This is a genomic window from Thalassolituus hydrocarboniclasticus (assembly GCF_025345565.1).
GTDB lineage: Bacteria > Pseudomonadota > Gammaproteobacteria > Pseudomonadales > Oceanobacteraceae > Venatoribacter > Venatoribacter hydrocarboniclasticus.
The window spans coordinates 3,373,652-3,394,934 of sequence record NZ_CP054475.1 but is presented as its reverse complement, the minus strand read 5'-3'; the positions used below and the strand labels follow the sequence as shown (position 1 = coordinate 3,394,934).

Below are 21,283 nucleotides of genomic sequence, written 5' to 3'. Positions count from 1 at the left end.
GCAGCGACATGTGTATCCGCAGTCGCGCGGGCAAGAGCAGTTAAAACAACACTCAAAATAACAACAGCCGGTGGCAACAGCCATCAGCAGACTGCCGCAGCAGGCAGGCACAGGAGACTCAGATGAAAGACTTCAAAAATAAAGTAGCGGCGATTACCGGGGCAGGCTCGGGCATTGGCCGTGCGCTGGCGATTAATCTGGCGCAGCAGGGTTGTCATCTGGCGTTAAGCGATGTCAGTGCCAAAGGTCTGGAAGAAACTGCACAGATGCTGCAGGGCTATGGCGTGAAAGTAACCACCGATATTCTCGATGTATCAGATCGTGAAGCCGTCTATGCATGGGCCGATAAAACCGCCAAAGAACATGGCAAAGTAAATATGATTTTCAATAATGCCGGTGTGGCGTTGTCCGGTACCGTGGGTGCTCTGAGTCTGGAAGATTATCAGTGGATTATGGACATTAACTTCAACGGCGTGCTGTATGGTACCAAGGCATTCCTGCCGCATCTGGAAGCCGCCGGTGAAGGCCATATTATTAACACTTCCAGTATCTTTGGTCTGGCGTCACAGCCATTAATGAGCGGTTATAACGCCAGCAAGTTTGCGGTGCGTGGCCTGACCGAATCCCTGCGCCAGGATCTGGAAATCTCCCGCTCTCCGGTCAGCTGCAGCTGTGTTCACCCGGGCGGCATTAAAACCAATATCGCCAAATCCGCGCGTATGGATGCCAGCTGTGCACAGGTAACCGGTACGTCTGAAGAAGAAGCCACCAAAGAATTTGAAAAACTGTTTATTACCACGCCGGATAAGGCCGCCAAAACCATTCTCAATGGTGTGCACAAAAACAGCCGCCGTATTCTGATTGGCCCGGATGCCCGTATGTTTGACCTGCTGGTGCGTATGCTGCCGGCCACCTATCAGTGGATTTTCACCAAGGCTGTACAGCTGCAGTCGAAAAAAGCTGCGCAACGGGCGAAAAACGCCTGATAACGGTGCGGTGCTCTGAGCATTAAGAAAAACTCTTTCTTTCTCGTTCCTACGCTCTGCGTGGGAATGCAACGGTGCCAGCAAGGGCTACTACGCAGAGCGTGGGAGCCAGGTGAATCAGTACATTCTGAACGCTGATAAAACGGGAGGCTTGCCTCCCGTTTTTGTTTTTCCCCGCCGTTATTTTTCTCTTTTGCTACTGCGGCCACAAAACCGGCCCGCCTTTCTTGTTGATTTTTGGCCTCTGCTGATAATATCCCGCTCAATATCGGAGGCGGGCTTACTTCAGGCTGCTTCATCTTCGCCATATGGCACGTTTAACAAGGAGGTTTTTAATGGAAACACCCGCACTTTACCCGGCAGGCCCAGAGCAGGTGCCGGCGGATCTGACCAAACCCCGCGGTTCCTATCAGCGTCAGGCCTGGCTGGCGATGGCAGGCCTGATGCTGTTTATGCTGGGGTATATCGCCCTGGGTGTTTGCTTTGCGGTGATTACCTTTAATGGCGTTGTGCATCTGCAGGACTGGGGTTTTGACCTGCTGCGGCTGACGATTACTATCTGTGCCGGTCTGCTCACCTTATTTATCGGTAAATCACTGTTTGCGGTACGTAAATCCGGTGACCCGCAGGGGATTGAAATAACCGAACAGGATCAGCCACAATTATTTGCTTTTATCTATCGTCTGGCCGATGAGATCGGCGCGCCACGCCCGCACCGGGTATTTCTGACACCAGAGGTTAATGCCGCGGTTTTTTATGACCTGTCGTTGCTGAACCTGATTTTCCCGTCGAAAAAGAATCTGATCATCGGCCTGGGGCTGGTGAACGTATTAACGCTGGGTGAATTAAAAGCAGTGCTGGCCCATGAGTTTGGCCATTTTGCCCAGCGTTCTATGCTGGTAGGGCGCTGGGTGTATATCGCACAGCAGATTATTGGCCATATGCTGGCCACCCGTGACTGGCTGGATAATCTGGTACGTGGGTTGGGTCGTACCGATCTGCGTATTGCCTGGCTGGGCTGGTTGTTGTCGCTGATTATCTGGTCGATCCGCGCGGTAGTCGACACTATGTTTCGTCTGGTGATTATGGCCGAGCGCGCGCTCAGCCGCGAAATGGAATTTAACGCCGATCTGGTGGCGGTCTCCGTAACCGGCAGCGATGCTTTAATTAATGCGTTGCATAAGTTGCAGGCGGCCGATCAGGCCTGGCAGACCGCGCTGAATGTTGCTCAGACTGAGGCTGGTTCCGGTAAGCGCTTAAGCGATTTATTCAACGCCCAGAAAATTACCATGGAAGCCATGCGCAAAGTGCTCGACGATCCGCAGTATGGTGTACCTGCACCGGTGGATAATCCGGAAAACGCTGCCAGCCACCGGGTGTTTACCGAGTCGATGGCGCGTCCACCACAAATGTGGGCAACACACCCGGCTAACCGTGACCGCGAAGATAATGCCAAGGCACGCTATATTGCAGCAGACATTGATCCGCGCAGCGCCTGGGAAATTTTTGCCGAGCCGGATGTTTTGCGTGCGCAAATCAGCAGCAGTTTTTATAACGCTGAAAAACAGGATGAGCTGGAAGCGGTGGCAGAAGATGATGCGGTAATGAAGCACTTTTCGCACAGCTCGTTAGATCCGCAATATCGTGGCAATTATCTGAATCGCGATGTGATGCGTAATTTTTCTTCGCTGGCTGAGTTACTGGAAAGTGGCAGCATTCAGGCCACGGCAGTTCAGTCTCTGAGCAAGGTTTACCCGCTGGAATTAAAAGAACAGCTGGCCGCCGCGCGCAGTCTGGAAAGTGAAATCAGCACGTTAAAAGCCCTGCAGGATGGTGATCTGAAACCTTCCGGCGGCGTGATCCGCCACCGCGGCGAAGAACTGCAGAAAGCCGATATTCCAGAGATTCTGGAGCAGTTGTCACTGGAGCGTGCGGAACTGACGAAGGTGTTAAAGGAACACGATGCCAGTTGTCACCGCGCGCATCTGCAGGCCGCTGCCGAACTTGGCCGTGGCTGGGAAGCTTATCTGCATGGGCTGCTTAGCCTGCTGCATTCCTGTGAGCATCTGGCGGCGGTGGTGCGCAATGAACAGGCCTTGCTGGGCAATACCTGGGCGGTGATTACCGCCGATGGTCAGATCGGCTTTTTTGAAAAACGCCGCATGCTCAATGTTGCCCGTGCGGTACAGGATTGTATGACCGAAGTGTCTGCCGCACTGTTTAATATGCAGCTGACCGATAAGCTGGTGGAAGCACTGGGCGTGGAAAACTGGCAGGAACAGAACCCGCAACTGGGCTTACCCGATGTCGATAAAAAGAACTGGAACGAGTGGTGTCCGGCGGCTTATGAACGCATGGGTGGCATTGCCGCTTTACTGGAACATATGAGCGGTTTATTGCTGGAAGATATCATTGTGACCGAGCGCTATCTGGCGCAGTCGGTGCAGCAACCGGAAGCGGTGGATAATACGCTGCAGGCTCCTAAAGCCGGTGGTCTGGCCGGTTATTATCCGGTGCTGTTGCCGGGGTCTGAACATCAGCTGCAGCGTAAGCTGGATTTATGGAACCGTTTTCAGCTGGCCCATGGCGTGATGCCATCGCTGGCGCGTTTGCTGGTGGCCGGAGCCATTGTTGGCGGGACTATTTATGGTGGTCTGCTGACCGCGTAGGCCTGTTGTATGTTGGCCAGATATTCTCTGGCCAACATAAACAGCGGTTAAGCTGATTCAGCGCACCAGTTCATACACGCACATATTCACTGCTGAGGCTAAATTCAGCGATTCAATAGCGCCGCTGCCGTTAATGGTAAACGGCTGAGCCTGCATGGCTTCAAGCTGTTCACGCGGCACACCGCGGGCTTCGTTGCCGAATACATAGCAATCAAACTCTTTAAAACCGCTGTCGCTTAACGCCTTGCCCTGCATATCGAGACAGGCAATGCGGGTATAACGTTCGGCCACTACTTCGAGCGCCACATACTGCTCCAGCACGACGTGGAAAATCGCGCCCATACTGGAACGCACAACCTTAGGGTTGTAGGGATCAACACTGTTGGCGCTGAGCAGACAACGGAAACCACCAAACCAGGCGAGGGTGCGCAAAATCGTCCCTAAATTGCCCGGGTCCTGAATTTCATATAAATAAATGGCGCGTTCGTTTTTGGCAGGCTGCAGGTTGCTTGCCTGAACCGGAGCAAAAGGTACGGCGGCAATAATGCCCTGCGGACTTTTGGTGTCGGACATCTGGCTCATGGCTTTATGACCAACGACTGTAGTGCGCAGGTTCAGGCTGATATTCTCCGCCACCCAGTCCTGATATTGCTCGGTAATAAACAGCTGCGACTGGGCCAGATGTGGCTGGGTCGCCGCTGCTTTCTGCAGCTCCAGAATCAGGTGCTCACCTTCCACTAAAAAGTGGTGCAGTTCTTCACGGTATTTTCTGTGCTGCAGTTTTTTAACGTCATCAACTTTCATGGCTTCAGCCCTGTTTTCCGGCCTGGGCGATCATATCCAGTGCCACCGCTTCGGCGACTTTAATACCATCGACACCGGCGGATAAAATACCACCGGCGTAACCTGCGCCTTCACCGGCCGGGTACAAACCTTTGGTATTCACACTCTGCAGGGAATCGCGGTCGCGGGCGATACGGACCGGCGATGAGGTGCGGGTTTCGATGCCGGTTAAAATCGCATCGTCGCGGTCAAAGCCACGGATCTGTTTGCCGAATTCCGGCAGAGCTTCGCGGATGGCTTCAATCACATAGGAAGGCAGTGACGGATACAGGCTGCCGAGTTTAACGCCGGGTTTATACGACGGCTCAACCTCACCGAATTCGCTGGAATCTTTACCGCGAATAAAATCACCGACCAGCTGGCCCGGTGCGCAATAATCGCTGCCACCCAGTTCGTAGGCTTTTTCTTCCAGTTTTTCCTGCAGCTCAACCCCGGCTAATGGACCGCCGGGGAAATCCTGCTCCGGATTAATACCGACCACAATACCGGAGTTGGCATTACGCTCGTTACGGGAATACTGGCTCATACCATTGGTAACCACACGGCCCGGCTCGGATGTGGCAGCAACCACAGTACCGCCGGGGCACATGCAGAATGAATACACCGCACGGCCATTTTTAGCGTGGTACACCAGCTTATAATCAGCGGCGCCCAGTTCCGGGTGACCGGCGTATTTACCTAAGCGGGCATGGTCGATTAACGATTGCGGATGCTCAATACGGAAGCCCACAGCAAAAGGTTTGGCTTCGACGTACACGCCTTTTTTATGCAGCATACGGAAGGTATCACGCGAGCTGTGACCCAGCGCCAGCACCACATGACGGCTGTTAATTACTTCACCATCGGCCAGGACAACGCCTTCGGTCTGGCCATCTGCGCTACGCAGAATTTCAGTGACCTTGCTTTCAAAGCGCACTTCGCCACCGAGTTTTTTAATTTCTTCGCGCATGGTCGATACCACCCCGGTTAAACGGAAGGTACCGATATGCGGCTTGCTGACGTACATGATTTCTTCCGGCGCACCGGCACGGACAAATTCGTGCATGACTTTGCGGCCGTAAAATTTCGGATCTTTGATCTGGCTGTAAAGCTTGCCGTCGGAAAACAGACCGGCACCGCCTTCGCCGAACTGCACGTTGGATTCCGGCGTCAGGGTTTTCTTGCGCCACAGTGCCCAGGTGTCTTTGGTACGCTGGCGTACTTCTTTACCACGTTCCAGCACAATCGGTTTAAAGCCCATCTGCGCCAGCGTTAACGCGGCAAACAGACCACAGGGACCGAAACCGATAATCACCGGACGCTCGCTCAGACCTTCCGGGGCATGGCCGACCGGGTAGTAGTTGGTATCCGGCGCCGGGCGGATATGCACGTCTTTTTCAAAGCGCGCCAGCAGCTGGTCTTCGTTGCGTGCTTCCAGATCAATGATGTAAACAAATTTGATCTCGGTGTTTTTCTTACGCGCATCGTAGCTGCGTTTAAACACCGTGAAGTTCAGCAGGTCGGCATCCTGAATGTTCAGGCGTTCAAGGATGGCAGCGCGCAGCGCTTCCTGCGGGTGATCGAGGGGCAGGGCAAGTTCGGTAATACGGATCATAAGACTTCCTGGCCGGTGACTCCGGCAGAGGTTAGGGGCAGAAGATAAATATGGCGCCATTCTAACCGATGTGCAGGCATTGGCCTATTGGCAGAGATACTGACGAGGCACTACAGAGAGTGACTTTCAGGTGGTTGGTTTGGCCGTGAGGCTATGCAGGCTTCGGATTGACGTTATGTTGATCTGTATCCTTCGGGACGTAAATGGATTCTGGATGGCGAATATCTGTGGCAGCTCAAGAAGCTTAGGTTCCAGCCAACCACGGCGATGTTCGTAGTTTTCACCGCTAACCTGATCATGACCACAAAGAAAGGCGCGACGTACGCAGCGGGAAACGCAGGGATAGTAAAGTGTGGCTTCTACTGCGATTTGTTGCTTGCGATTTTGGGCATGACGGAACTCCATCCGAAAGATGAAATTACAAGGTAGTTGATGCTCAAATATTGAGCAATAAGAAGGATATGTTAGGGTGGGTGTCCTATTAGTACTCTTAATAATGGTAGGGTTCGTTCTGAAATATCGAGGTGGCCACGATGACTAACTGCACAGAATTGGGGAATATAAAGTTTCGCGACTTATTGAGTAGTGTTATTCCAGCTGTTGATAATGATAAATTTATATCAAGAAATATTTATCATTATTGTGAGGGGTACTATCTTGTACTTGGCGGTGCGGTATCTGACGGCGGTTGCTTTATTCGTTCGTATTTGCGGGCATCTTCTGATAGTGCTGCTATGCGTGCTATCAATCAGGATTGTAATGATTGTTATCCTGAAGTTATTGGTGATTTAGATGGAGTTTTTCCAGGTGTTATTTCACCAACATATGCGGGATTGATTGATTATTTTAAAGGAAACTTAAATGAACATGTTCTGGAGTCTGCATCCTATCGTGTAGATGATGGAACATTTATTTATAAAAAAATTGAGACTAAAAATTACATATTCTTTTTTTCTGAGCCTGATATGGTGGGGACCGATCTTCCGTACGCTGTTTTGTTTAAGATTGGTAGGTAGGATGGTTCAGATGTTCAGTGACTAATAGGACCCCCACCTTAGTAGAACACCCACCTTAGTAGAACTAATAGGATAAAAACTAATAGGACACCCACCTTAGTAGAACTAATAGGAGCTAATTGGAGGAAGCGGCTGCTTAAAATAATGAGCTTACTAAAGTTTATTGGTTGACTAAGTCGGAAGGGTTTGAGTGTTTTGATGAATGTCGGAAACGAAAAAACTCAGGCTATACCTGATTTATGCGCGTGTTTATGGCGTGGTTGCGCTTTCTTATTAACCAAGCGCTGCTTTGCACCGGTTTAGTCCAGACGGTCGTTGATAATCCAGCTTTTCACAGGCATAGCGCAGCTGATGTTCATTGCCCGCGAAGGTACTGAAGCACTGTTCGAACTGTCGCGTCATGGTCAGCCACTGATCTTCGTTGATTCCCGGTTGCTCCAGCATTTTTGTACTTTCGGATGGAATGTAGCCACGTTTATCGTCGTGACAAAAGCTGGTCATTAAGCTGGAATATTTACAGTCCTTATCCAAACTGATGGCTGGCCAGTGAGCCTGCAACCAGCAACATCACAACACCAATCACGCTGTCGAATATCCGCCATTGTTGCGGCGAGCTCAGGTGAGTCCGTAATTTTTTTGCCCCCAGCACCAGTGTCGAAAACCACAGAAAAGACGCAAAAGATGCGCCGACTGCAAACAGCAGCGGTAATTCCTGACGAGCCCCTACGCTGCCGATTAATACGACGGTATCCAGATAGACATGCGGATTAATCAGCGAAATAAGCATCGCCTGACCGGCGCTGCGCCAGGCGCTTTCTGTGCTGGCTGCTCCGGCGGCGACTAAGGCTCCACCCTGATTTCCCCATGCCCGGATAAACGCCTGCAGGGCCAGCCACAGCAAAAGGCCGACGGCAAACCAGGTAAATAATGGTACCAGTGCCGGTACCAGATCCTGCACATAGTGCATAAAAAACACGCCGGTAAAAATCAGTAACGTATCCAGACTGATACAGACGGCTGCGACTGCGCGCGGGTTTTCATTGCGCAGGCATTTATTCAGCACCCAGGCATTCTGCGCACCGATGGCAACAATTAAGCCCATGGTTACGGCAAAACCGGTCAGTATTGAAGTCAGGTAGGTGGGCAGGTGTTCCACGATGGTTTCCCGAAAGCTTTTATAAAGTGATGGCGCGCACAATAGGCTTTTGCTTATTATCAGTCCAAGTAATAAATCTTATGAGATATAAGGTGATCTTATGATGGATTATCGTGCTCTGGAAGCTTTGGTGGCCGTACTTGAATGCCGTGGTTTTGAGCGGGCGGCGCAGCGGCTGAATGTCAGCCAGTCGGCAGTGAGCCAGCGTATCCGCCAGCTGGAATTCCGGCTGGGGCAGCCGGTATTGTTGCGCACATCGCCACCAAGGCTGACCGATCTTGGCCAGCGCCTGACCAACCATCTGCAGCAGGTGCAGCAGCTGGAGCAGGGACTGTTGCTGCCACAGGAAAGCGCAGAGTCGGTAAAAATCCGGCTGGCGGTGAATGCCGATACGCTGGATACCTGGCTGGCACCCGCATTATTGCGCTGCGATGATTATGTGCAGATGGATTTTGATTTTGTTGTTGAAGATCAGGATGTCGGTCTTAAACGCATGCGTAACGGTGAGGTGATGGCCTGCATTTGTGCCACAGCGGCTCCGGTGAATGGCGGTCTGAGTCAACCCCTTGGGGTGATGCGGTATCGTGCGCTGGCGAGCCCTGAGTTTATCCAGCGCCATCAGCTGAAACGAAATCAACAACATATTGCCCAGGTACCCTGTTTAATCTTCAGCGGCGATGACCGTTTGCAACATCGTTTCCTGCAGAGTGTTTCACCTGAGCATGCTGAACCACAGCGCACGCATCAATGTCCATCATCCGGTGGTTTTGTGCGTATGGCGCTGGCCGGAATAGGCTATGGCATGATTCCGCAGGTACAGGTGGCGGAGCATATTAAGTCGGGCGAACTACGCGATGTGGTGCCGGGCTATCATCTGGATGTGCCCTTGTACTGGCACTACTGGCAGACCGAAAGCTCATTACTGAAAAGCTTACGCAGCGCCGTGGTGGCGGAGGCGGAAAAGATTTTACTGCCGCTTAAACATTAAAGTTAAGCCAGTTCAACTCCCGCTGCGGTTAAAATTAAGCGGTTATATTTCACACTGTGTGCAGGTAGCAACAGTTTCTGGCCGTCAATGACGGCCATGTGTACGTGCCACGGGTTATGCCGGTTCCGGCATTTGCTCGATGGTTTTCTGCAGCTCATCAATCGCGGCAAGCAGTTCTTTTGAGGTGGCGCTCAGCTGATCCATGACCGGGCGTGCTTTGTCGATGCAGCGCTGGCGATGGCGGGCATCACTGCCAAAGAGCCAGTTGAATGTACCCGACTTTTTCTCCAGCATAATGTCGAAAATTTCCCGGTAAAGCTGATGCAGCCGTTCATGCAGCGGATCAATCTGCTGATAACCCGGGATGTGTTTCAGCGCCTCCATCTGCCCGAAGTACCACTGCCCGAACTGGCAATCGGTGTGATTCATCGGGGCTTTCTCGCTGATGTTATCGAGGTGGTTGGGCGCAGACAGAATCGATTGGGCATGAGCCTGCCAGCGGAGGTGGCCGGTGCGCGCCTGGCGCAGTTGCTGGAGCGTTTCGTTTTTGTTCATTGGTTTCTCCTGATCGGCTTGTCGTTATTGTTGACTCTCGTCAAATCCGAATCTGCGATTATCAGAATCGTTAAGAATATTTCTGTCGCCGGTGCTGTGTTTTATTGGCAATACGTCGCAATTCTTAGCTGTAACATGAGTGTGGGCGTGACGTGAAATCACAGGTAAGAATGGTTGTATAAACCCAGAGATAATTCACCAGTTGAACCAGCTCTTTAAATACAAAACGCCCGATGAAGATCATCGGGCGCTAAGAAATAAATACAACCGGATCAGAACCTGACTGGTTGTATTATTTCGGAACGTAGCGCTTGGTGTTGACTTCCAGTTCGGCTGACTCCACATCGCTGCGGTTTTTCAGCTGCTCCAGAGTTGTCAGCAGTTCTGTTGCATCATCAAAACTCAGAAGAATGTATTCACTGCCAAAGCGGGTTTCGCTGGCACCTTTAACATTCAGCGTTTCCGCCGTGGTTTTTACCATGATTGCACCGGTAATTTTTCCGGTGGTGCGTTTGTTTTCGGCCTGCATTAACTGGCCTTTATATAAGCCGGTTTTTTGTCCGCTGCTCATTGGATTGACCGTTGATACCAGTGGTGAGAAACGCTGGCCAGCGCTCTCAACCACAATGCTGGTATCTGCTTTCAGGTTGCTGTTGTCCTGAGTCTGAGATGTGCTGGTTTTTTCTGTCAGCGGCGCAGGGGTTTTGCTCATCGCCAGAAACTGGGTTTTTACTTCAGCCTGTGCTGTGCAGGTAAGCGCAAGGGTAGCGAATACTGCATTTTTAATCATATTCTTCATCATATCTTCCTTAAATCAGTGTCCGTAAATACGCAGGGATACGCTGTTCAGGGTGCCGGAGCTATTCGGTGAATCATAATACACCCAGTCGTCTTCGTTGATCCGGTGAACATAGAATCTGAAGTCACCGTTGTTGGTATCTGTAACTTTAACTGTCCAGGTACCCTGTGAGTTTTCACCGTAGAAAGCATTGGACAACAGCACGGTATCATTAAAGTCAGCGGTCGCACTGTCATCCTGATCCATCACCAGCAGACTGCGCGGTTGCAGAACCATGGATTTCGTACCGGCAGGAGAGGTCAGTTCAATCGCCAGATCAGCATCACGGCCATGGGCTGCACTGATTTTAATCTGTACCGCTTCAACGGTCAGATTATTGCTGACACTGATGGTTTTGCTGGCACCGGTATTACCCTCAGGGATAGTAACAGCACTGGTATCGGCCGGAGCGATAAAAGCCGTTTCGCTGACAGCAGGCAGTGCAACGTAAGATGGATTCTTAGCCATAGCAACGGCTGCGGTCGCATCAACCATGCCGAAGCCATACCAGTTATGGAAATGGTAACCGGCATCATTGGTCAGCCAGCCCGGCTCGGCAATAAAAGTCTCTGCACCATTAGTGACTTCAATCGGGGTAAAACCAGCGTCAATTTTCTTCGCGGTAGTTGCCATAATATGACGGACATCGCGCCAGCTCAGGTTGCTGTTGGCTTCCAGAATCAATGCCGCCACACCAGAAGCTACTGGCGCTGCTGATGATGTGCCATTAAAGGTTGAGGTGTAGTTACAGTTGTTGTTATTGCTGTTGGCGTTGCCGTCAAAGCCGCTCTCGCCGGTTTTTGCATAACCACGGTTGCAACCGGTGAGATCGGTAGTAATCATTGCTGGCGCACTTGTACCATACTCGCCGCCCGGGGCAGAAACCCATACAGAGGCACCAATGCTTGAGTAAGACGCCAGAGGATCAGCAGCGTTAGCATTCACTGCGGAAATAACGGTCTGATAGAAGCTGGAGGACTCAGGCTCAGCTCCAGTAATATGAGCACTCAGGCGTGGTGCTGTGTTATTAAAGATATACTCTGACGCGATGGCATCAATTGCGAAGCCTAAAATGGTCATATCAGTACTGATATCGGTAAAGGAATTACCCGCCGACTTCAGCATCACAATCCCTTTACCAGCGTTATTGGTGCTCTGAACCGTTTTCAGATGAGACTCTGCAGCGTTATTCCAACTATCAAAGAAGGTTTGAGGTCCGGCAATATCGGCACCATAGCTTTGGTTAACAATCAGTACGTCGTCGGTCTGATCGCCACCATGGTTTTGTTGCCATTCAACAAAATTCTGCGTTTCCAGCCAGTTAAAGCCCAGCAGGCTGGCGTTGGGGGCAACACCGCGTCCGCCAATATTATTGAAGCCTTTGGCAGCAATTAAACCAGCGACAGAGGTACCGTGGTCACCACCATTATCGGCGGGGGTCGGGTCGGTATCGCCATTGACGTAATCGTAAGAACGGCCGGGCAGAACGTTAGCGCTCAGGTCTTCGTGGCCAATTTCCAGGCCGGAATCCACAACGGCAACTTTGACGCCGTTACCTGTTGCGCCATCGATATGCAATGTACCGATATTAATATCGTGACCTGTCGTTCCGCTGCTGGCAGAAAATGCAGATTGCCCGGTGTTTTTCAGATGCCATTGCTGGGTCAGCAGAGGGTCGGTCAGAGTGGTAAAGCTCAGGGTTGCCTGTGTGCTCAGAGCCCCATCACTGACGGCAACAACGATATTAACCACGGCATTGCTGGTGGTTCTGTTCCGGTAGCTGAAACTGCCGTTAGGGTTGAGATTAAAAGTCACCTTGCTTGGTAATATCTGACCTGCCGGGACAGAGAATGTCAGACTGTCGCCATCGATATCGTTAGCGACGATGGTTCCGTTCAGTGTTTGGCTGTCATAACTGGTAAAACTGGCAGGCGACATGGTTGGGGCTGCATTGTTTATACCGCCGCCGCCGCCACCGCCACTGCAGGCAGTTAATAAAACAGAAAGGGAAATTGCAGAAAGAAGGGCGTCCGTTCTCATGTCAATCCTTGGTAAATTTTGAGAACGGGCGATTTTGCAAATCTGACTCAGCGACGCAAGCGTTTTTTTGTAATTTGTCAATTGAGTCGCAAATTAAATGGGTATTTGTCGTGTTATGCCAGTGGCCGCATAAATAACGCTTCCTGCTGTTATTTATACGGCATGCCTGTCAACGCTGTAGCCGGCTGACACCCAACATCACCAGCGCCATACCGGCGGCGGTCAGCCAGCCAAAGGGTTCGCCAAGAAAAATAATCGCCATCAGCGTGGTGGCCACCGGGCCGATGGTACCGCTGACGCTGGTTTTCGCCGGGCCGATGCGTTTAATCGCTTCGCTGACTAAAAACGAAGGTAACACGGTGGCGAATATGGCCAGTACAATGGTGCCTAACCAGCGGCTGCTGTCCATTTCCGGCAGGCTGACGCCATAGCTGATGCCGTAATGCAGCATGGTGGCCAGCGCTGCCGATCCCATCGCAATACTGGTAAACAACAGGCTGCCCATCTTGCCGATGGCGTTTTTGCTGAACAGAATATACAGCGAGAACGACAGGGCGCTGGCGAGTATCAGCAAAGTGCCTTTGGTGGTGGCGATATGGTCGGTGGCAAACTGCAGATCCTGTCCGTACACCAGTATCAGGCCAATGTAGGTCAGAATCAGCGCAACAATATGATGGCGCTGAAAGGTCTGACCAAAAAATAACGCGCCGAGAATAATCACCAGCGTCGGATAGGCGTACAGCATCAGCCGCTCAAGCTGGGCGCTGACATATTCGAGCCCGCGCAAATCCAGATAAGACGCCAGCCAGTAGCCGAGCAGGCCAATGCCGGCGGCTTTTAACAGCTGCAGCGCAGTTGGTTTCAGCGGCAGACGTTTCCAGGCCAGCCAGCCGACAACAACATAGACCGGCATCGCCAGCATCATACGCAGCCACATTAATGGCAGTGCGGTCATGCCCAGGTCGTACAGCCATTTGATGATGATGGGCTTGGTCGAAAACAGAAATGCCGCACACAGTGCCAGCATCAGGCCGAAGCGTGCTGGTGTTGTGTCTGTGCCGGTTGTTGATGCCGGTATGGGTGTGGCGGGCTCGGTGGCAGCCATGGGTCTCTCCCTGATGGTAAAAGAGGCTGCGGTCTGGGTCGGAGGGGGGGCTTGTATAAGGGGCTTCCCGGCGACGGAGATCCGCAGCCGGTGGGTAAATCAGTTTAAAATCAGACTGTTAACCCGACGGCCGCGCAGGCAGATAGCCACCACTGTTTACCCATGTTCAGGGTAGTGGAGACGGCGGACAGATGGTTGTTCATCTGTTGGCTGCGGAAAGCGTAGCGGGTTGTTGTCATGATAAATTCCGGTCAGTTCCGGTAACTCTTTGTAAGATGTCAGACTAACAGAGAAAAATGGCTGCTGGAAAGCGCCTTTTGATTTTACCCGGATAGCCTCTTCTGGTATTCTGCCCCCCCATCTTGAGCGAAGGTTCTGTGCCTTCCGTTTTGTATCCATTTCTGTCTCGCGGACCTTCTATGACACGATTTATCTTCGTCACAGGTGGTGTTGTTTCTTCATTGGGGAAAGGCATCGCTTCTGCATCTCTGGCTGCCATTTTGGAAGCCCGTGGCCTTAAGGTCACCATGCTCAAGCTGGACCCGTACATCAACGTCGATCCGGGCACTATGAGCCCGTTCCAGCACGGCGAAGTCTTCGTAACCAACGATGGTGCGGAAACTGACCTCGATCTGGGCCACTACGAACGTTTTATCCGTACCACCATGTCCCGCCGCAATAACTTCACTACCGGTCGTATTTACACCGATGTGCTGGCGAAAGAGCGTCGCGGTGATTATCTGGGCGGTACCGTGCAGGTGATTCCGCACATCACTGACGAAATCAAACGCCGTGTACTCGAAGGCGCTGAAGGTTCTGATGTGGCGCTGGTGGAAATCGGTGGCACCGTTGGTGATATCGAATCCCAGCCATTCCTTGAAGCTGTGCGTCAGATGAAAGTCGAGCTGGGCTCCAAGCGCGCTCTGTCACTGCACCTGACTCTGGTTCCGTACATCGCTACCGCGGGCGAGACGAAAACCAAGCCGACTCAGCATTCTGTTAAAGAAATGCGCACCATCGGTCTGCAGCCGGATGTACTGATCTGCCGCTCCGACCATAAGATCGACGCCTCTGCACTGCGCAAGATTGCACTGTTCACCAATGTTGAAGAGCGTGCCGTTATTCCGCTGGAAGACGCCGATACTATCTACAAGATCCCACGCATGCTGCACGACGCCGGCCTGGATGATCTGATTGTGGAAAAATTTGACCTGACCTGTGGCGAAGCAGACCTGTCCGAGTGGGATGCCGTGGCTGATGCCAAGCTGAACCCGGAAAAAACCGTCACCATCGCCATGGTCGGTAAGTACATGGACCTGCTGGATGCCTATAAGTCATTGATCGAAGCCATCGATCACGCCGGTATCCACCACAAGGCCAAAGTAAACATCCGTTATATCGATGCCGAAGACGTTGAGCGTAAAGGCGTTGATGTTCTGGCAGGTGTTGATGCGATTCTGGTGCCGGGTGGTTTTGGTAACCGTGGCGTTGAAGGCAAAATCCGCACGGTGCAGTACGCCCGTGAAAACAAAATCCCATACCTGGGTATCTGTCTGGGTATGCAGGTGGCGGTTATTGAATTCGCCCGTAACGTGGTGGGCTGGGACGATGCACAGTCAACCGAGTTCAGCAACGATACCAAACATCCGGTGGTTGGTCTGATCACTGAATGGCAGGACGCTTCCGGTAATGTTGAAACCCGCAGCGAAGATTCTGACCTCGGCGGCACCATGCGTCTGGGCGGTCAGGAATGTGTGCTGACTCCGGAAACAACCACCGCCAAAGCCTACGGTAAAGAACTGATTGTTGAGCGCCACCGTCACCGTTACGAAGTGAACTCTTCACTGGTGCCGGAACTGGAAAAAGCCGGTCTGCGTATTGCTGGTCGTTCCGTTGATGGCGAGCTGGTCGAAGTTGTGGAAGTACCGGATCACCCATGGTTTGTGGGTTGTCAGTTCCACCCAGAATTTACCTCGACTCCGCGTGATGGACACGGCCTGTTTTCGGCCTTTATCGCTGCGGCGTTTGATTACAAAGATTCCCATTAATTTAAAAATAGAAAGCCTCTGTTTTCTGGAGACAACCAACTATGGCAAAGATTGTTGATATCAAAGCACGTGAAGTGCTGGACTCCCGCGGTAACCCGACCATTGAAGCGGACGTTATCCTGGAAGGCGGTTTTTTCGGTACAGCCTGTGCACCAAGCGGCGCTTCTACCGGTACCCGCGAAGCACTGGAACTGCGTGATGGCGACAAAAGCCGTTACCTGGGCAAAGGCGTACTGAAAGCCGTTGCCAACGTAAACAACACCATCAAGCCTGCTCTGGTTGGTATGGATGCGCTGGACCAGCGTGCGCTGGACAACAAAATGCTGGAGCTGGACGGTACTGACAACAAGTCTGTACTGGGCGCCAACGCCATTCTGGCGGTTTCTCTGGCGGCTGCCAAAGCGGCTGCTGCGGCCAAAGGCGTTGAACTGTACGTTCACATTGCTGATATCAACGGTACTCCGGGCGTTTACTCTATGCCGGTACCGATGATGAACATCATCAACGGTGGTGAGCACGCCGATAACAACGTCGACATTCAGGAATTTATGGTGCAGCCGGTTGGCGCGCCGTCTTTTGCTGAAGCGCTGCGTTGCGGTGCCGAAATCTTCCACGCGCTGAAAAAAGTACTGTCTTCTCAGGGCCTGAACACCGCCGTGGGTGACGAAGGTGGTTTCGCACCAAATCTGGCCTCTAACGCCGATGCACTGGCTGCGATTAAAGAAGCCGTTTCTGCTGCCGGTTACGAGCTGGGCAACAACGTGACTCTGGCGCTGGACTGTGCCTCTTCTGAATTCTACAAAGACGGCAAATACGACCTGAAGGGCGAAGGCAAAGTCTTCACCTCCGAAGGTTTCTCTGACTACCTGGCTGAACTGTGCGACCAGTACCCGATCGTTTCTATCGAAGATGGTCAGGACGAATCTGACTGGGCTGGCTGGAAATACCAGACTGAAAAACTGGGTGCCAAAGTGCAGCTGGTGGGTGACGATCTGTTCGTAACCAACACCAAGATTCTGGCAGAAGGTATTGAGAAGGGCATTGGTAACTCCATCCTGATCAAGTTCAACCAGATCGGTTCTCTGTCTGAAACTCTGGACGCTATCAAAATGGCGAAAGATGCAGGCTACACCGCTGTGATCTCTCACCGTTCCGGTGAAACCGAAGACAGCACCATCGCCGATCTGGCGGTAGGTACTGCGGCGGGTCAGATCAAAACCGGTTCCCTGTGCCGTTCAGACCGTGTGTCCAAGTACAACCGTCTGCTGCGTATCGAAGAGCAACTGGGTGCCAAAGCACCGTACAAAGGTCGCTCTGAGATCAAAGGTCAGTAATACTGGCTGAACACAAAAAACGGGCTTAATTGCCCGTTTTTTGTTAATGAAGAGCCATACGAACGACACCACGAGTGATGCTACCCTGACCGGGAAACGGATATGTCAGACAAACTTATGCCTCATTTTCGCCTGCTGATCTGGCTTGTGCTGCCGGTGCTGCTGTTGCTGGTGCTGCAATACCGCATCTGGCTGGATGACAGCGGTGTGGTTGCCAGCCGCCAGTTGCAGCAGCGTATTGCTTTGCTGCGCGAGGATAACGAAGTGCAGCAAAGTGAAAATGACGCTCTGTTGGCTGAAGTTGAAGACCTGCGCCACGGCCAGACGTTGCTGGAAGAAAAAGCCCGTGAAGATCTCGGTCTGGTACGCGATGGCGAAACCTTTATCCTTTTTGTAGACCCTCCTGCCGGCAAACAATAATGACGACTGCGCGTTACTTTCCTATTTTGCCCGCCGCCGGTGTTGGCAGCCGTATGCAGGCCGACCGGCCGAAGCAGTACCTGCCGATTCAGGGACGCTTTCTGCTGGATTACACTCTGGATGCGATTCTCAGTTACCCCGCATTTGAGCAGGCGGTGCTGGTGTTATCGGCCGATGATCCTTACTGGCCGGACAGTGAATACGCCAGTGACGAGCGTATTATCCGCGCTGCCGGTGGGCGTGAGCGCTGCGATTCAGTACTGAACGGTCTGGCGGCACTGCAGGGCATTGCAACAGAGCAGGACTGGGTCGTGGTGCACGATATCGCTCGGCCCTGCCTGCGCCATGGCGATCTGGACAAGCTGCTGAGCGAGCTGGCCGACCCCGGCGCCATTCTGGCCGCGCCAACCCGCGACACCATGAAGCGTGGGGTGCTGCGCGACGGCAAAGTCGTGATTGAGCATACCGTTGAGCGTGAGCAGCTGTGGCATGCATTAACGCCGCAGGTATTCCGTTATGGTCAGCTGCAGCAGGCGTTAACCGCCTGTCTGGCACAGGGTCTGACGGTCACTGATGAAGCATCCGCGATGGAGCAGCAGGGTTGTCAGCCATTGCTGGTGGCTGGCCGCTCCGACAATATTAAAGTGACGCGGCGCGAAGATCTGGCGCTGGCGGAACTGTTTTTATCCACCTCTTTATCTCCACATTCCTGAACGAGAGTTGTTATGCGCATTGGTCATGGCTTCGATGTACATGCTTTTGAAGACGGCGATTTTATTACTCTGGGCGGCGTGCAGATTCCGCACAGCCACGGCCTGAAAGCCCATTCCGATGGCGACGTGGCTTTGCATGCGCTGGCCGATGCGCTGCTGGGCGCGGCGGCGCTGGGCGATATTGGCCAGCATTTTCCTGATACCGATGATGCCTGGGCCGGTGCCGACAGCCGTGTACTGCTGCGCCATGTGGTCGGCCTGATCCGCGATAAAGGCTATCAGGTGGGTAACGTCGATATCACCATCATTGCCCAGGCGCCGAAGATGGCGCCGCATATTCAGACCATGCGCGAGTGCATCGCCGCCGATCTGAACGTGCGTCTGGACGATGTGAACGTCAAAGCCACCACCACCGAAAAGCTGGGGTATGTGGGGCGTAAAGAAGGTATTGCCGTACACGCGGTGGCTTTGCTGATCACTGCTGCCCGCTGATTTGAATTTTAACGCTGAAAAACGAGAGCCCTTTTGACAACAACACTCCTGCCTGACTGGCCCAACGCTTATCCGCACACCGGTGCCAGCGCCCTGTTGAAACAACAGAACGACGATTTCTGCGTGGAAGAAATTCCGCTGGCGCTGCCCTGTGGTGAAGGCGAACACGTCTGGCTGCATATTGAGAAGAACGGGGCCAACACCGCTTGGATTGCCAAACGTCTGGCAGCCCATGCGGGAGTTAAGGAAATGGATGTCGGCTACGCCGGCCTGAAAGACCGCAACGCCGTCACCCGCCAGTGGTTCAGTATTTATCTGCCAAGGGTCGAAGCGCCGGACTTCAGCGCTTTGAATGATGCCGAGATGACGATACTGAGTCAGAGTCGTCATTCGAAAAAGCTGCGCCGCGGCGATCTGCTTGGTAACCGCTTTACCATCCGCCTGCGTCAGGTGCAGGGTGAGCGCGCGCTGATTGAAAGCAATCTGGAGCAGATCAAAACACTGGGCGTGCCTAATTATTTTGGTGAGCAGCGCTTTGGTCATGGTGGCGGCAATATTGAATCCGGCCGCGCCATGCTGGCCGGTGAAATCCGTGTGCGTAATCCGGGCAAGAAAAGCATTTATCTGTCGGCTATCCGCTCGCTTATTTTCAATAATGTGCTGGCCGAACGTATCCGTGCCGGACTTTGGGGGCAAACGCTGGCCGGTGATATCGCCGACGACAGCGGCTTAAACACCGGGCCGTTATGGGGCCGTGGCCGTCTGAACAGCACTGACGATGCCCTGGAGTTGGAAAGCCGTGTCGCGGCTGAGCAGCCAGAACTGTGCGATGGTATGGAACACGCCGGTCTGAAGCAGGAGCGCCGTGCTCTGGCCGCATTGCCTGCCAATCTCAGCTGGCAGTGGCAGGAAGACGCCGGAACGACCGATTTAGTGCTCACCTTTTCACTGGCCGCCGGGTATTATGCGACCTCCGTAATCCGTGAACTGATGCAGGTACAGGAACCAGAGAGGGTGAATGCGCATGACGCTGATGCTGTCGAATGATGATGGAGTTCATGCTCCCGGGCTTCGTACCCTGGCACAGGCGCTGACCGATGCCGGGCGCGACGTTCTGGTGGTTGCCCCCGACCGTGACCGCAGTGGTGCCAGCAACTCGCTGACCCTCGACCGGCCGCTGCATCCGCTGCATCTGGATAATGGTTTTATCAGCGTCAATGGCACGCCGACCGACTGCGTGCATCTGGGTGTTAATGCCTTTTACACAAACCGTTGTGAGCGGGTGATCGCCGGTATCAATGCCGGCGCCAACCTGGGTGACGACGTGCTCTATTCCGGCACCGTTGCCGCCGCAATGGAAGGGCGCTTTCTGGCCAAGACACCAATAGCGGTGTCGCTGACCGGTAAACAACACTTTGCCACGGCTGCGCGGGTATTGCTGGAATTGCTGCCGAAGCTGGAACAGCTGCGTTTGCCGGCCAATTCGGTGATCAATATCAACGTGCCGGATCGTGCCTACGACGAGCTGAACGGCTTTGAAATTACCCGTTTGGGCCACCGTCAGCGCTCTGATAATCCGGTGCTGACCACCAATCCGCGTGGCAAAGAATGCTACTGGATTTCCGCCGCCGGCGACGTTGCCGATGCCGGTCCCGGTACCGATTTTCATGCGATAGAACAGGGGAAGGTTTCCATTACCCCTATCCAGATGGACATGACCCAGCATACTGCGCTTGAGCAGATGGCTGAGCTTCTGAACTGAGCAGGATCTCTGAGTGAACGAGCAGCAGCTGACCGGCATAGGAATGACTTCGCAACGCACCCGCAACCGTCTGGTGCAGCGCCTGCGCGAAGCCGGCATTAAGAATGAAGAGGTGCTGGAGGTTATTGCCCAGACACCGCGACATTTATTTGTGGATGAAGCGCTCGCGCACCGTGCTTACGAAGACACCGCCTTGCCGATCGGCAACGGTCAGACCATCAGTCAGCCTTATACCGTGGCGCGCATGACCGAAATACTGCTCGCCGCCGGACCGCTTAACCGGGTGCTGGAGATCGGTACCGGTTCCGGCTATCAGACCGCAGTGCTCAGTCCTCTGGTTGGCAAGCTGTTCAGCGTGGAACGCATTGAGCCTCTGCATCAGCGCGCGCGCCAGCGTCTGCAGCAACTGAATTACCGCAACGTGACGCTGAAACTGTCTGATGGCACCTGGGGCTGGCCCGAGCATGGTCTGTATGACGGTATTCTCGCTGCCGCTGCCCCTGAAGACGTTCCCGATTCGTTGCTGCAACAGCTTGCCGATGGCGGACGACTGATTATGCCGGTCGGTACTCAGGAGCAAAAACTGGTGCTGATTACCCGTCATGGGGAACACTTCAGCCGTAAAACCCTCGAAAGCGTGCGCTTTGTACCTTTTTTACCCGGCGTACAGCGTTAACCTCAGAACAATGACAGTACGGCTGCCGATATCTGATAACTCTTCATC

At 53.1% G+C, this 21,283-nt stretch carries 21 protein-coding genes; 12 read left to right on the top strand and 9 right to left on the bottom strand.

Features of this window, described 5'->3' with window-relative positions; all coding sequences use genetic code 11:
* Positions 1-122 precede the first annotated feature (122 nt).
* Both HUF19_RS15190 and HUF19_RS15185 read left to right on the top strand, forming a co-directional pair.
* Entirely contained in the window at positions 123-986 is an 864-nt protein-coding gene (locus HUF19_RS15190) for an SDR family NAD(P)-dependent oxidoreductase (protein ID WP_260997405.1), read from the top strand.
* A 335-nt stretch (positions 987-1,321) separates the two neighbouring features.
* A complete protein-coding gene (locus HUF19_RS15185) occupies positions 1,322-3,655 on the top strand; it encodes a M48 family metallopeptidase (RefSeq protein ID WP_260997404.1) in 2,334 nt (777 codons plus the stop codon).
* Between the two features lie 57 nt (positions 3,656-3,712).
* On the opposite strand, the gene HUF19_RS15180 is transcribed toward HUF19_RS15185, so the two are convergent.
* Together HUF19_RS15180 and HUF19_RS15175 are read right to left on the bottom strand one after the other, a co-directional pair.
* Positions 3,713-4,459 carry a TrmH family RNA methyltransferase gene (locus tag HUF19_RS15180; protein ID WP_260997403.1) on the bottom strand — a complete coding sequence of 249 codons (747 nt, stop codon included), beginning with the start codon at positions 4,457-4,459 and terminating at the stop codon, positions 3,713-3,715.
* Between the two features lie 4 nt (positions 4,460-4,463).
* Entirely contained in the window at positions 4,464-6,092 is a 1,629-nt protein-coding gene (locus HUF19_RS15175) for an NAD(P)/FAD-dependent oxidoreductase (RefSeq protein ID WP_260997402.1), read from the bottom strand.
* A gap of 533 nt (positions 6,093-6,625) precedes the next feature.
* Here HUF19_RS15175 and HUF19_RS15170 point away from each other — a divergent pair.
* Positions 6,626-7,108 carry a hypothetical protein gene (locus HUF19_RS15170; protein WP_260997401.1) on the top strand — a complete coding sequence of 161 codons (483 nt, stop codon included), beginning with the start codon at positions 6,626-6,628 and terminating at the stop codon, positions 7,106-7,108.
* A gap of 273 nt (positions 7,109-7,381) precedes the next feature.
* On the opposite strand, the gene HUF19_RS15165 is transcribed toward HUF19_RS15170, so the two are convergent.
* Together HUF19_RS15165 and HUF19_RS15160 are read right to left on the bottom strand one after the other, a co-directional pair.
* Positions 7,382-7,609 carry a hypothetical protein gene (locus HUF19_RS15165; RefSeq protein ID WP_260997400.1) on the bottom strand — a complete coding sequence of 76 codons (228 nt, stop codon included), beginning with the start codon at positions 7,607-7,609 and terminating at the stop codon, positions 7,382-7,384.
* A 22-nt stretch (positions 7,610-7,631) separates the two neighbouring features.
* Positions 7,632-8,264 (bottom strand): LysE/ArgO family amino acid transporter, encoded by a 633-nt coding sequence (locus HUF19_RS15160; RefSeq protein WP_260997399.1) that lies wholly within the window; start codon positions 8,262-8,264, stop codon positions 7,632-7,634.
* A 100-nt stretch (positions 8,265-8,364) separates the two neighbouring features.
* Between HUF19_RS15160 and HUF19_RS15155 the strand changes: the two genes are divergently transcribed.
* Positions 8,365-9,252, top strand: a complete 888-nt coding sequence (locus tag HUF19_RS15155) for a LysR family transcriptional regulator ArgP (RefSeq protein WP_270049427.1) — start codon at positions 8,365-8,367, stop codon at positions 9,250-9,252.
* 114 nt (positions 9,253-9,366) lie between these two features.
* On the opposite strand, the gene HUF19_RS15150 is transcribed toward HUF19_RS15155, so the two are convergent.
* The 5 genes from HUF19_RS15150 to HUF19_RS15130 form a co-directional block, all read right to left on the bottom strand.
* A complete protein-coding gene (locus tag HUF19_RS15150; RefSeq protein WP_260997398.1) occupies positions 9,367-9,807 on the bottom strand; it encodes a CZB domain-containing protein in 441 nt (146 codons plus the stop codon).
* A 292-nt stretch (positions 9,808-10,099) separates the two neighbouring features.
* Complete coding sequence (locus HUF19_RS15145) at positions 10,100-10,609, bottom strand: serine protease external chaperone (RefSeq protein WP_260997397.1); 510 nt, start codon at positions 10,607-10,609, stop codon at positions 10,100-10,102.
* Between the two features lie 12 nt (positions 10,610-10,621).
* The gene (locus HUF19_RS15140; protein WP_260997396.1) at positions 10,622-12,583 is read right to left on the bottom strand and encodes a S8 family serine peptidase; all 1,962 of its coding nucleotides are present in this window, start codon (positions 12,581-12,583) and stop codon (positions 10,622-10,624) included.
* A gap of 271 nt (positions 12,584-12,854) precedes the next feature.
* A complete protein-coding gene (locus HUF19_RS15135; RefSeq protein ID WP_260997395.1) occupies positions 12,855-13,790 on the bottom strand; it encodes a DMT family transporter in 936 nt (311 codons plus the stop codon).
* Between the two features lie 110 nt (positions 13,791-13,900).
* The gene (locus HUF19_RS15130) at positions 13,901-14,029 is read right to left on the bottom strand and encodes a hypothetical protein (RefSeq protein WP_260997394.1); all 129 of its coding nucleotides are present in this window, start codon (positions 14,027-14,029) and stop codon (positions 13,901-13,903) included.
* Between the two features lie 180 nt (positions 14,030-14,209).
* Here HUF19_RS15130 and pyrG point away from each other — a divergent pair, with 180 nt between their 5' ends.
* The 8 genes from pyrG to HUF19_RS15090 all read left to right on the top strand — a co-directional run bounded on the left by pyrG (position 14,210) and on the right by HUF19_RS15090 (position 21,235).
* Positions 14,210-15,838 carry a CTP synthase gene (gene pyrG, locus HUF19_RS15125; protein WP_260997393.1) on the top strand — a complete coding sequence of 543 codons (1,629 nt, stop codon included), beginning with the start codon at positions 14,210-14,212 and terminating at the stop codon, positions 15,836-15,838.
* Between the two features lie 41 nt (positions 15,839-15,879).
* The gene (gene eno, locus HUF19_RS15120; RefSeq protein WP_225692990.1) at positions 15,880-17,172 is read left to right on the top strand and encodes a phosphopyruvate hydratase; all 1,293 of its coding nucleotides are present in this window, start codon (positions 15,880-15,882) and stop codon (positions 17,170-17,172) included.
* 102 nt (positions 17,173-17,274) lie between these two features.
* Positions 17,275-17,592 carry an FtsB family cell division protein gene (locus HUF19_RS15115; protein ID WP_145466496.1) on the top strand — a complete coding sequence of 106 codons (318 nt, stop codon included), beginning with the start codon at positions 17,275-17,277 and terminating at the stop codon, positions 17,590-17,592.
* A complete protein-coding gene (gene ispD, locus HUF19_RS15110; protein WP_260997392.1) occupies positions 17,592-18,305 on the top strand; it encodes a 2-C-methyl-D-erythritol 4-phosphate cytidylyltransferase in 714 nt (237 codons plus the stop codon). Before HUF19_RS15115 ends, ispD begins: the two co-directional genes overlap by 1 nt.
* A 12-nt stretch (positions 18,306-18,317) precedes the next feature.
* Complete coding sequence (gene ispF / locus HUF19_RS15105) at positions 18,318-18,797, top strand: 2-C-methyl-D-erythritol 2,4-cyclodiphosphate synthase (protein ID WP_145466494.1); 480 nt, start codon at positions 18,318-18,320, stop codon at positions 18,795-18,797.
* Between the two features lie 33 nt (positions 18,798-18,830).
* Positions 18,831-19,844: a tRNA pseudouridine(13) synthase TruD gene (gene truD, locus HUF19_RS15100; RefSeq protein ID WP_260997391.1), complete on the top strand. Its 1,014-nt coding sequence runs from the start codon at positions 18,831-18,833 to the stop codon at positions 19,842-19,844.
* Complete coding sequence (gene surE, locus HUF19_RS15095; protein WP_260997390.1) at positions 19,822-20,559, top strand: 5'/3'-nucleotidase SurE; 738 nt, start codon at positions 19,822-19,824, stop codon at positions 20,557-20,559. The genes truD and surE overlap by 23 nt, the downstream gene beginning before the upstream one ends.
* Before the next feature lie 43 nt (positions 20,560-20,602).
* Positions 20,603-21,235, top strand: a complete 633-nt coding sequence (locus HUF19_RS15090) for a protein-L-isoaspartate(D-aspartate) O-methyltransferase (protein WP_145466773.1) — start codon at positions 20,603-20,605, stop codon at positions 21,233-21,235.
* The last annotated feature ends 48 nt before the right edge of the window (positions 21,236-21,283 follow it).

Bases quoted from the DNA above. Each gene is read 5' to 3' on its own strand.
- HUF19_RS15165 (WP_260997400.1), bottom strand. From the start codon at position 7,609: ATGACCAGCTTTTGTCACGACGATAAACGTGGCTACATTCCATCCGAA.
- HUF19_RS15175 (WP_260997402.1), bottom strand. From the start codon at position 6,092: ATGATCCGTATTACCGAACTTGCCCTGCCCCTCGATCACCCGCAGGAA.
- HUF19_RS15145 (WP_260997397.1), bottom strand. From the start codon at position 10,609: ATGATGAAGAATATGATTAAAAATGCAGTATTCGCTACCCTTGCGCTT.
- ispF (WP_145466494.1), top strand. From the start codon at position 18,318: ATGCGCATTGGTCATGGCTTCGATGTACATGCTTTTGAAGACGGCGAT.
- HUF19_RS15135 (WP_260997395.1), bottom strand. From the start codon at position 13,790: ATGGCTGCCACCGAGCCCGCCACACCCATACCGGCATCAACAACCGGC.
- HUF19_RS15090 (WP_145466773.1), top strand. From the start codon at position 20,603: ATGACTTCGCAACGCACCCGCAACCGTCTGGTGCAGCGCCTGCGCGAA.
- HUF19_RS15155 (WP_270049427.1), top strand. From the start codon at position 8,365: ATGATGGATTATCGTGCTCTGGAAGCTTTGGTGGCCGTACTTGAATGC.
- HUF19_RS15180 (WP_260997403.1), bottom strand. From the start codon at position 4,459: ATGAAAGTTGATGACGTTAAAAAACTGCAGCACAGAAAATACCGTGAA.
- HUF19_RS15115 (WP_145466496.1), top strand. From the start codon at position 17,275: ATGTCAGACAAACTTATGCCTCATTTTCGCCTGCTGATCTGGCTTGTG.
- pyrG (WP_260997393.1), top strand. From the start codon at position 14,210: ATGACACGATTTATCTTCGTCACAGGTGGTGTTGTTTCTTCATTGGGG.
- HUF19_RS15130 (WP_260997394.1), bottom strand. From the start codon at position 14,029: ATGACAACAACCCGCTACGCTTTCCGCAGCCAACAGATGAACAACCAT.
- surE (WP_260997390.1), top strand. From the start codon at position 19,822: ATGACGCTGATGCTGTCGAATGATGATGGAGTTCATGCTCCCGGGCTT.
- HUF19_RS15150 (WP_260997398.1), bottom strand. From the start codon at position 9,807: ATGAACAAAAACGAAACGCTCCAGCAACTGCGCCAGGCGCGCACCGGC.
- eno (WP_225692990.1), top strand. From the start codon at position 15,880: ATGGCAAAGATTGTTGATATCAAAGCACGTGAAGTGCTGGACTCCCGC.
- HUF19_RS15190 (WP_260997405.1), top strand. From the start codon at position 123: ATGAAAGACTTCAAAAATAAAGTAGCGGCGATTACCGGGGCAGGCTCG.
- HUF19_RS15185 (WP_260997404.1), top strand. From the start codon at position 1,322: ATGGAAACACCCGCACTTTACCCGGCAGGCCCAGAGCAGGTGCCGGCG.
- HUF19_RS15170 (WP_260997401.1), top strand. From the start codon at position 6,626: ATGACTAACTGCACAGAATTGGGGAATATAAAGTTTCGCGACTTATTG.
- ispD (WP_260997392.1), top strand. From the start codon at position 17,592: ATGACGACTGCGCGTTACTTTCCTATTTTGCCCGCCGCCGGTGTTGGC.
- HUF19_RS15140 (WP_260997396.1), bottom strand. From the start codon at position 12,583: ATGTCGCCTGCCAGTTTTACCAGTTATGACAGCCAAACACTGAACGGA.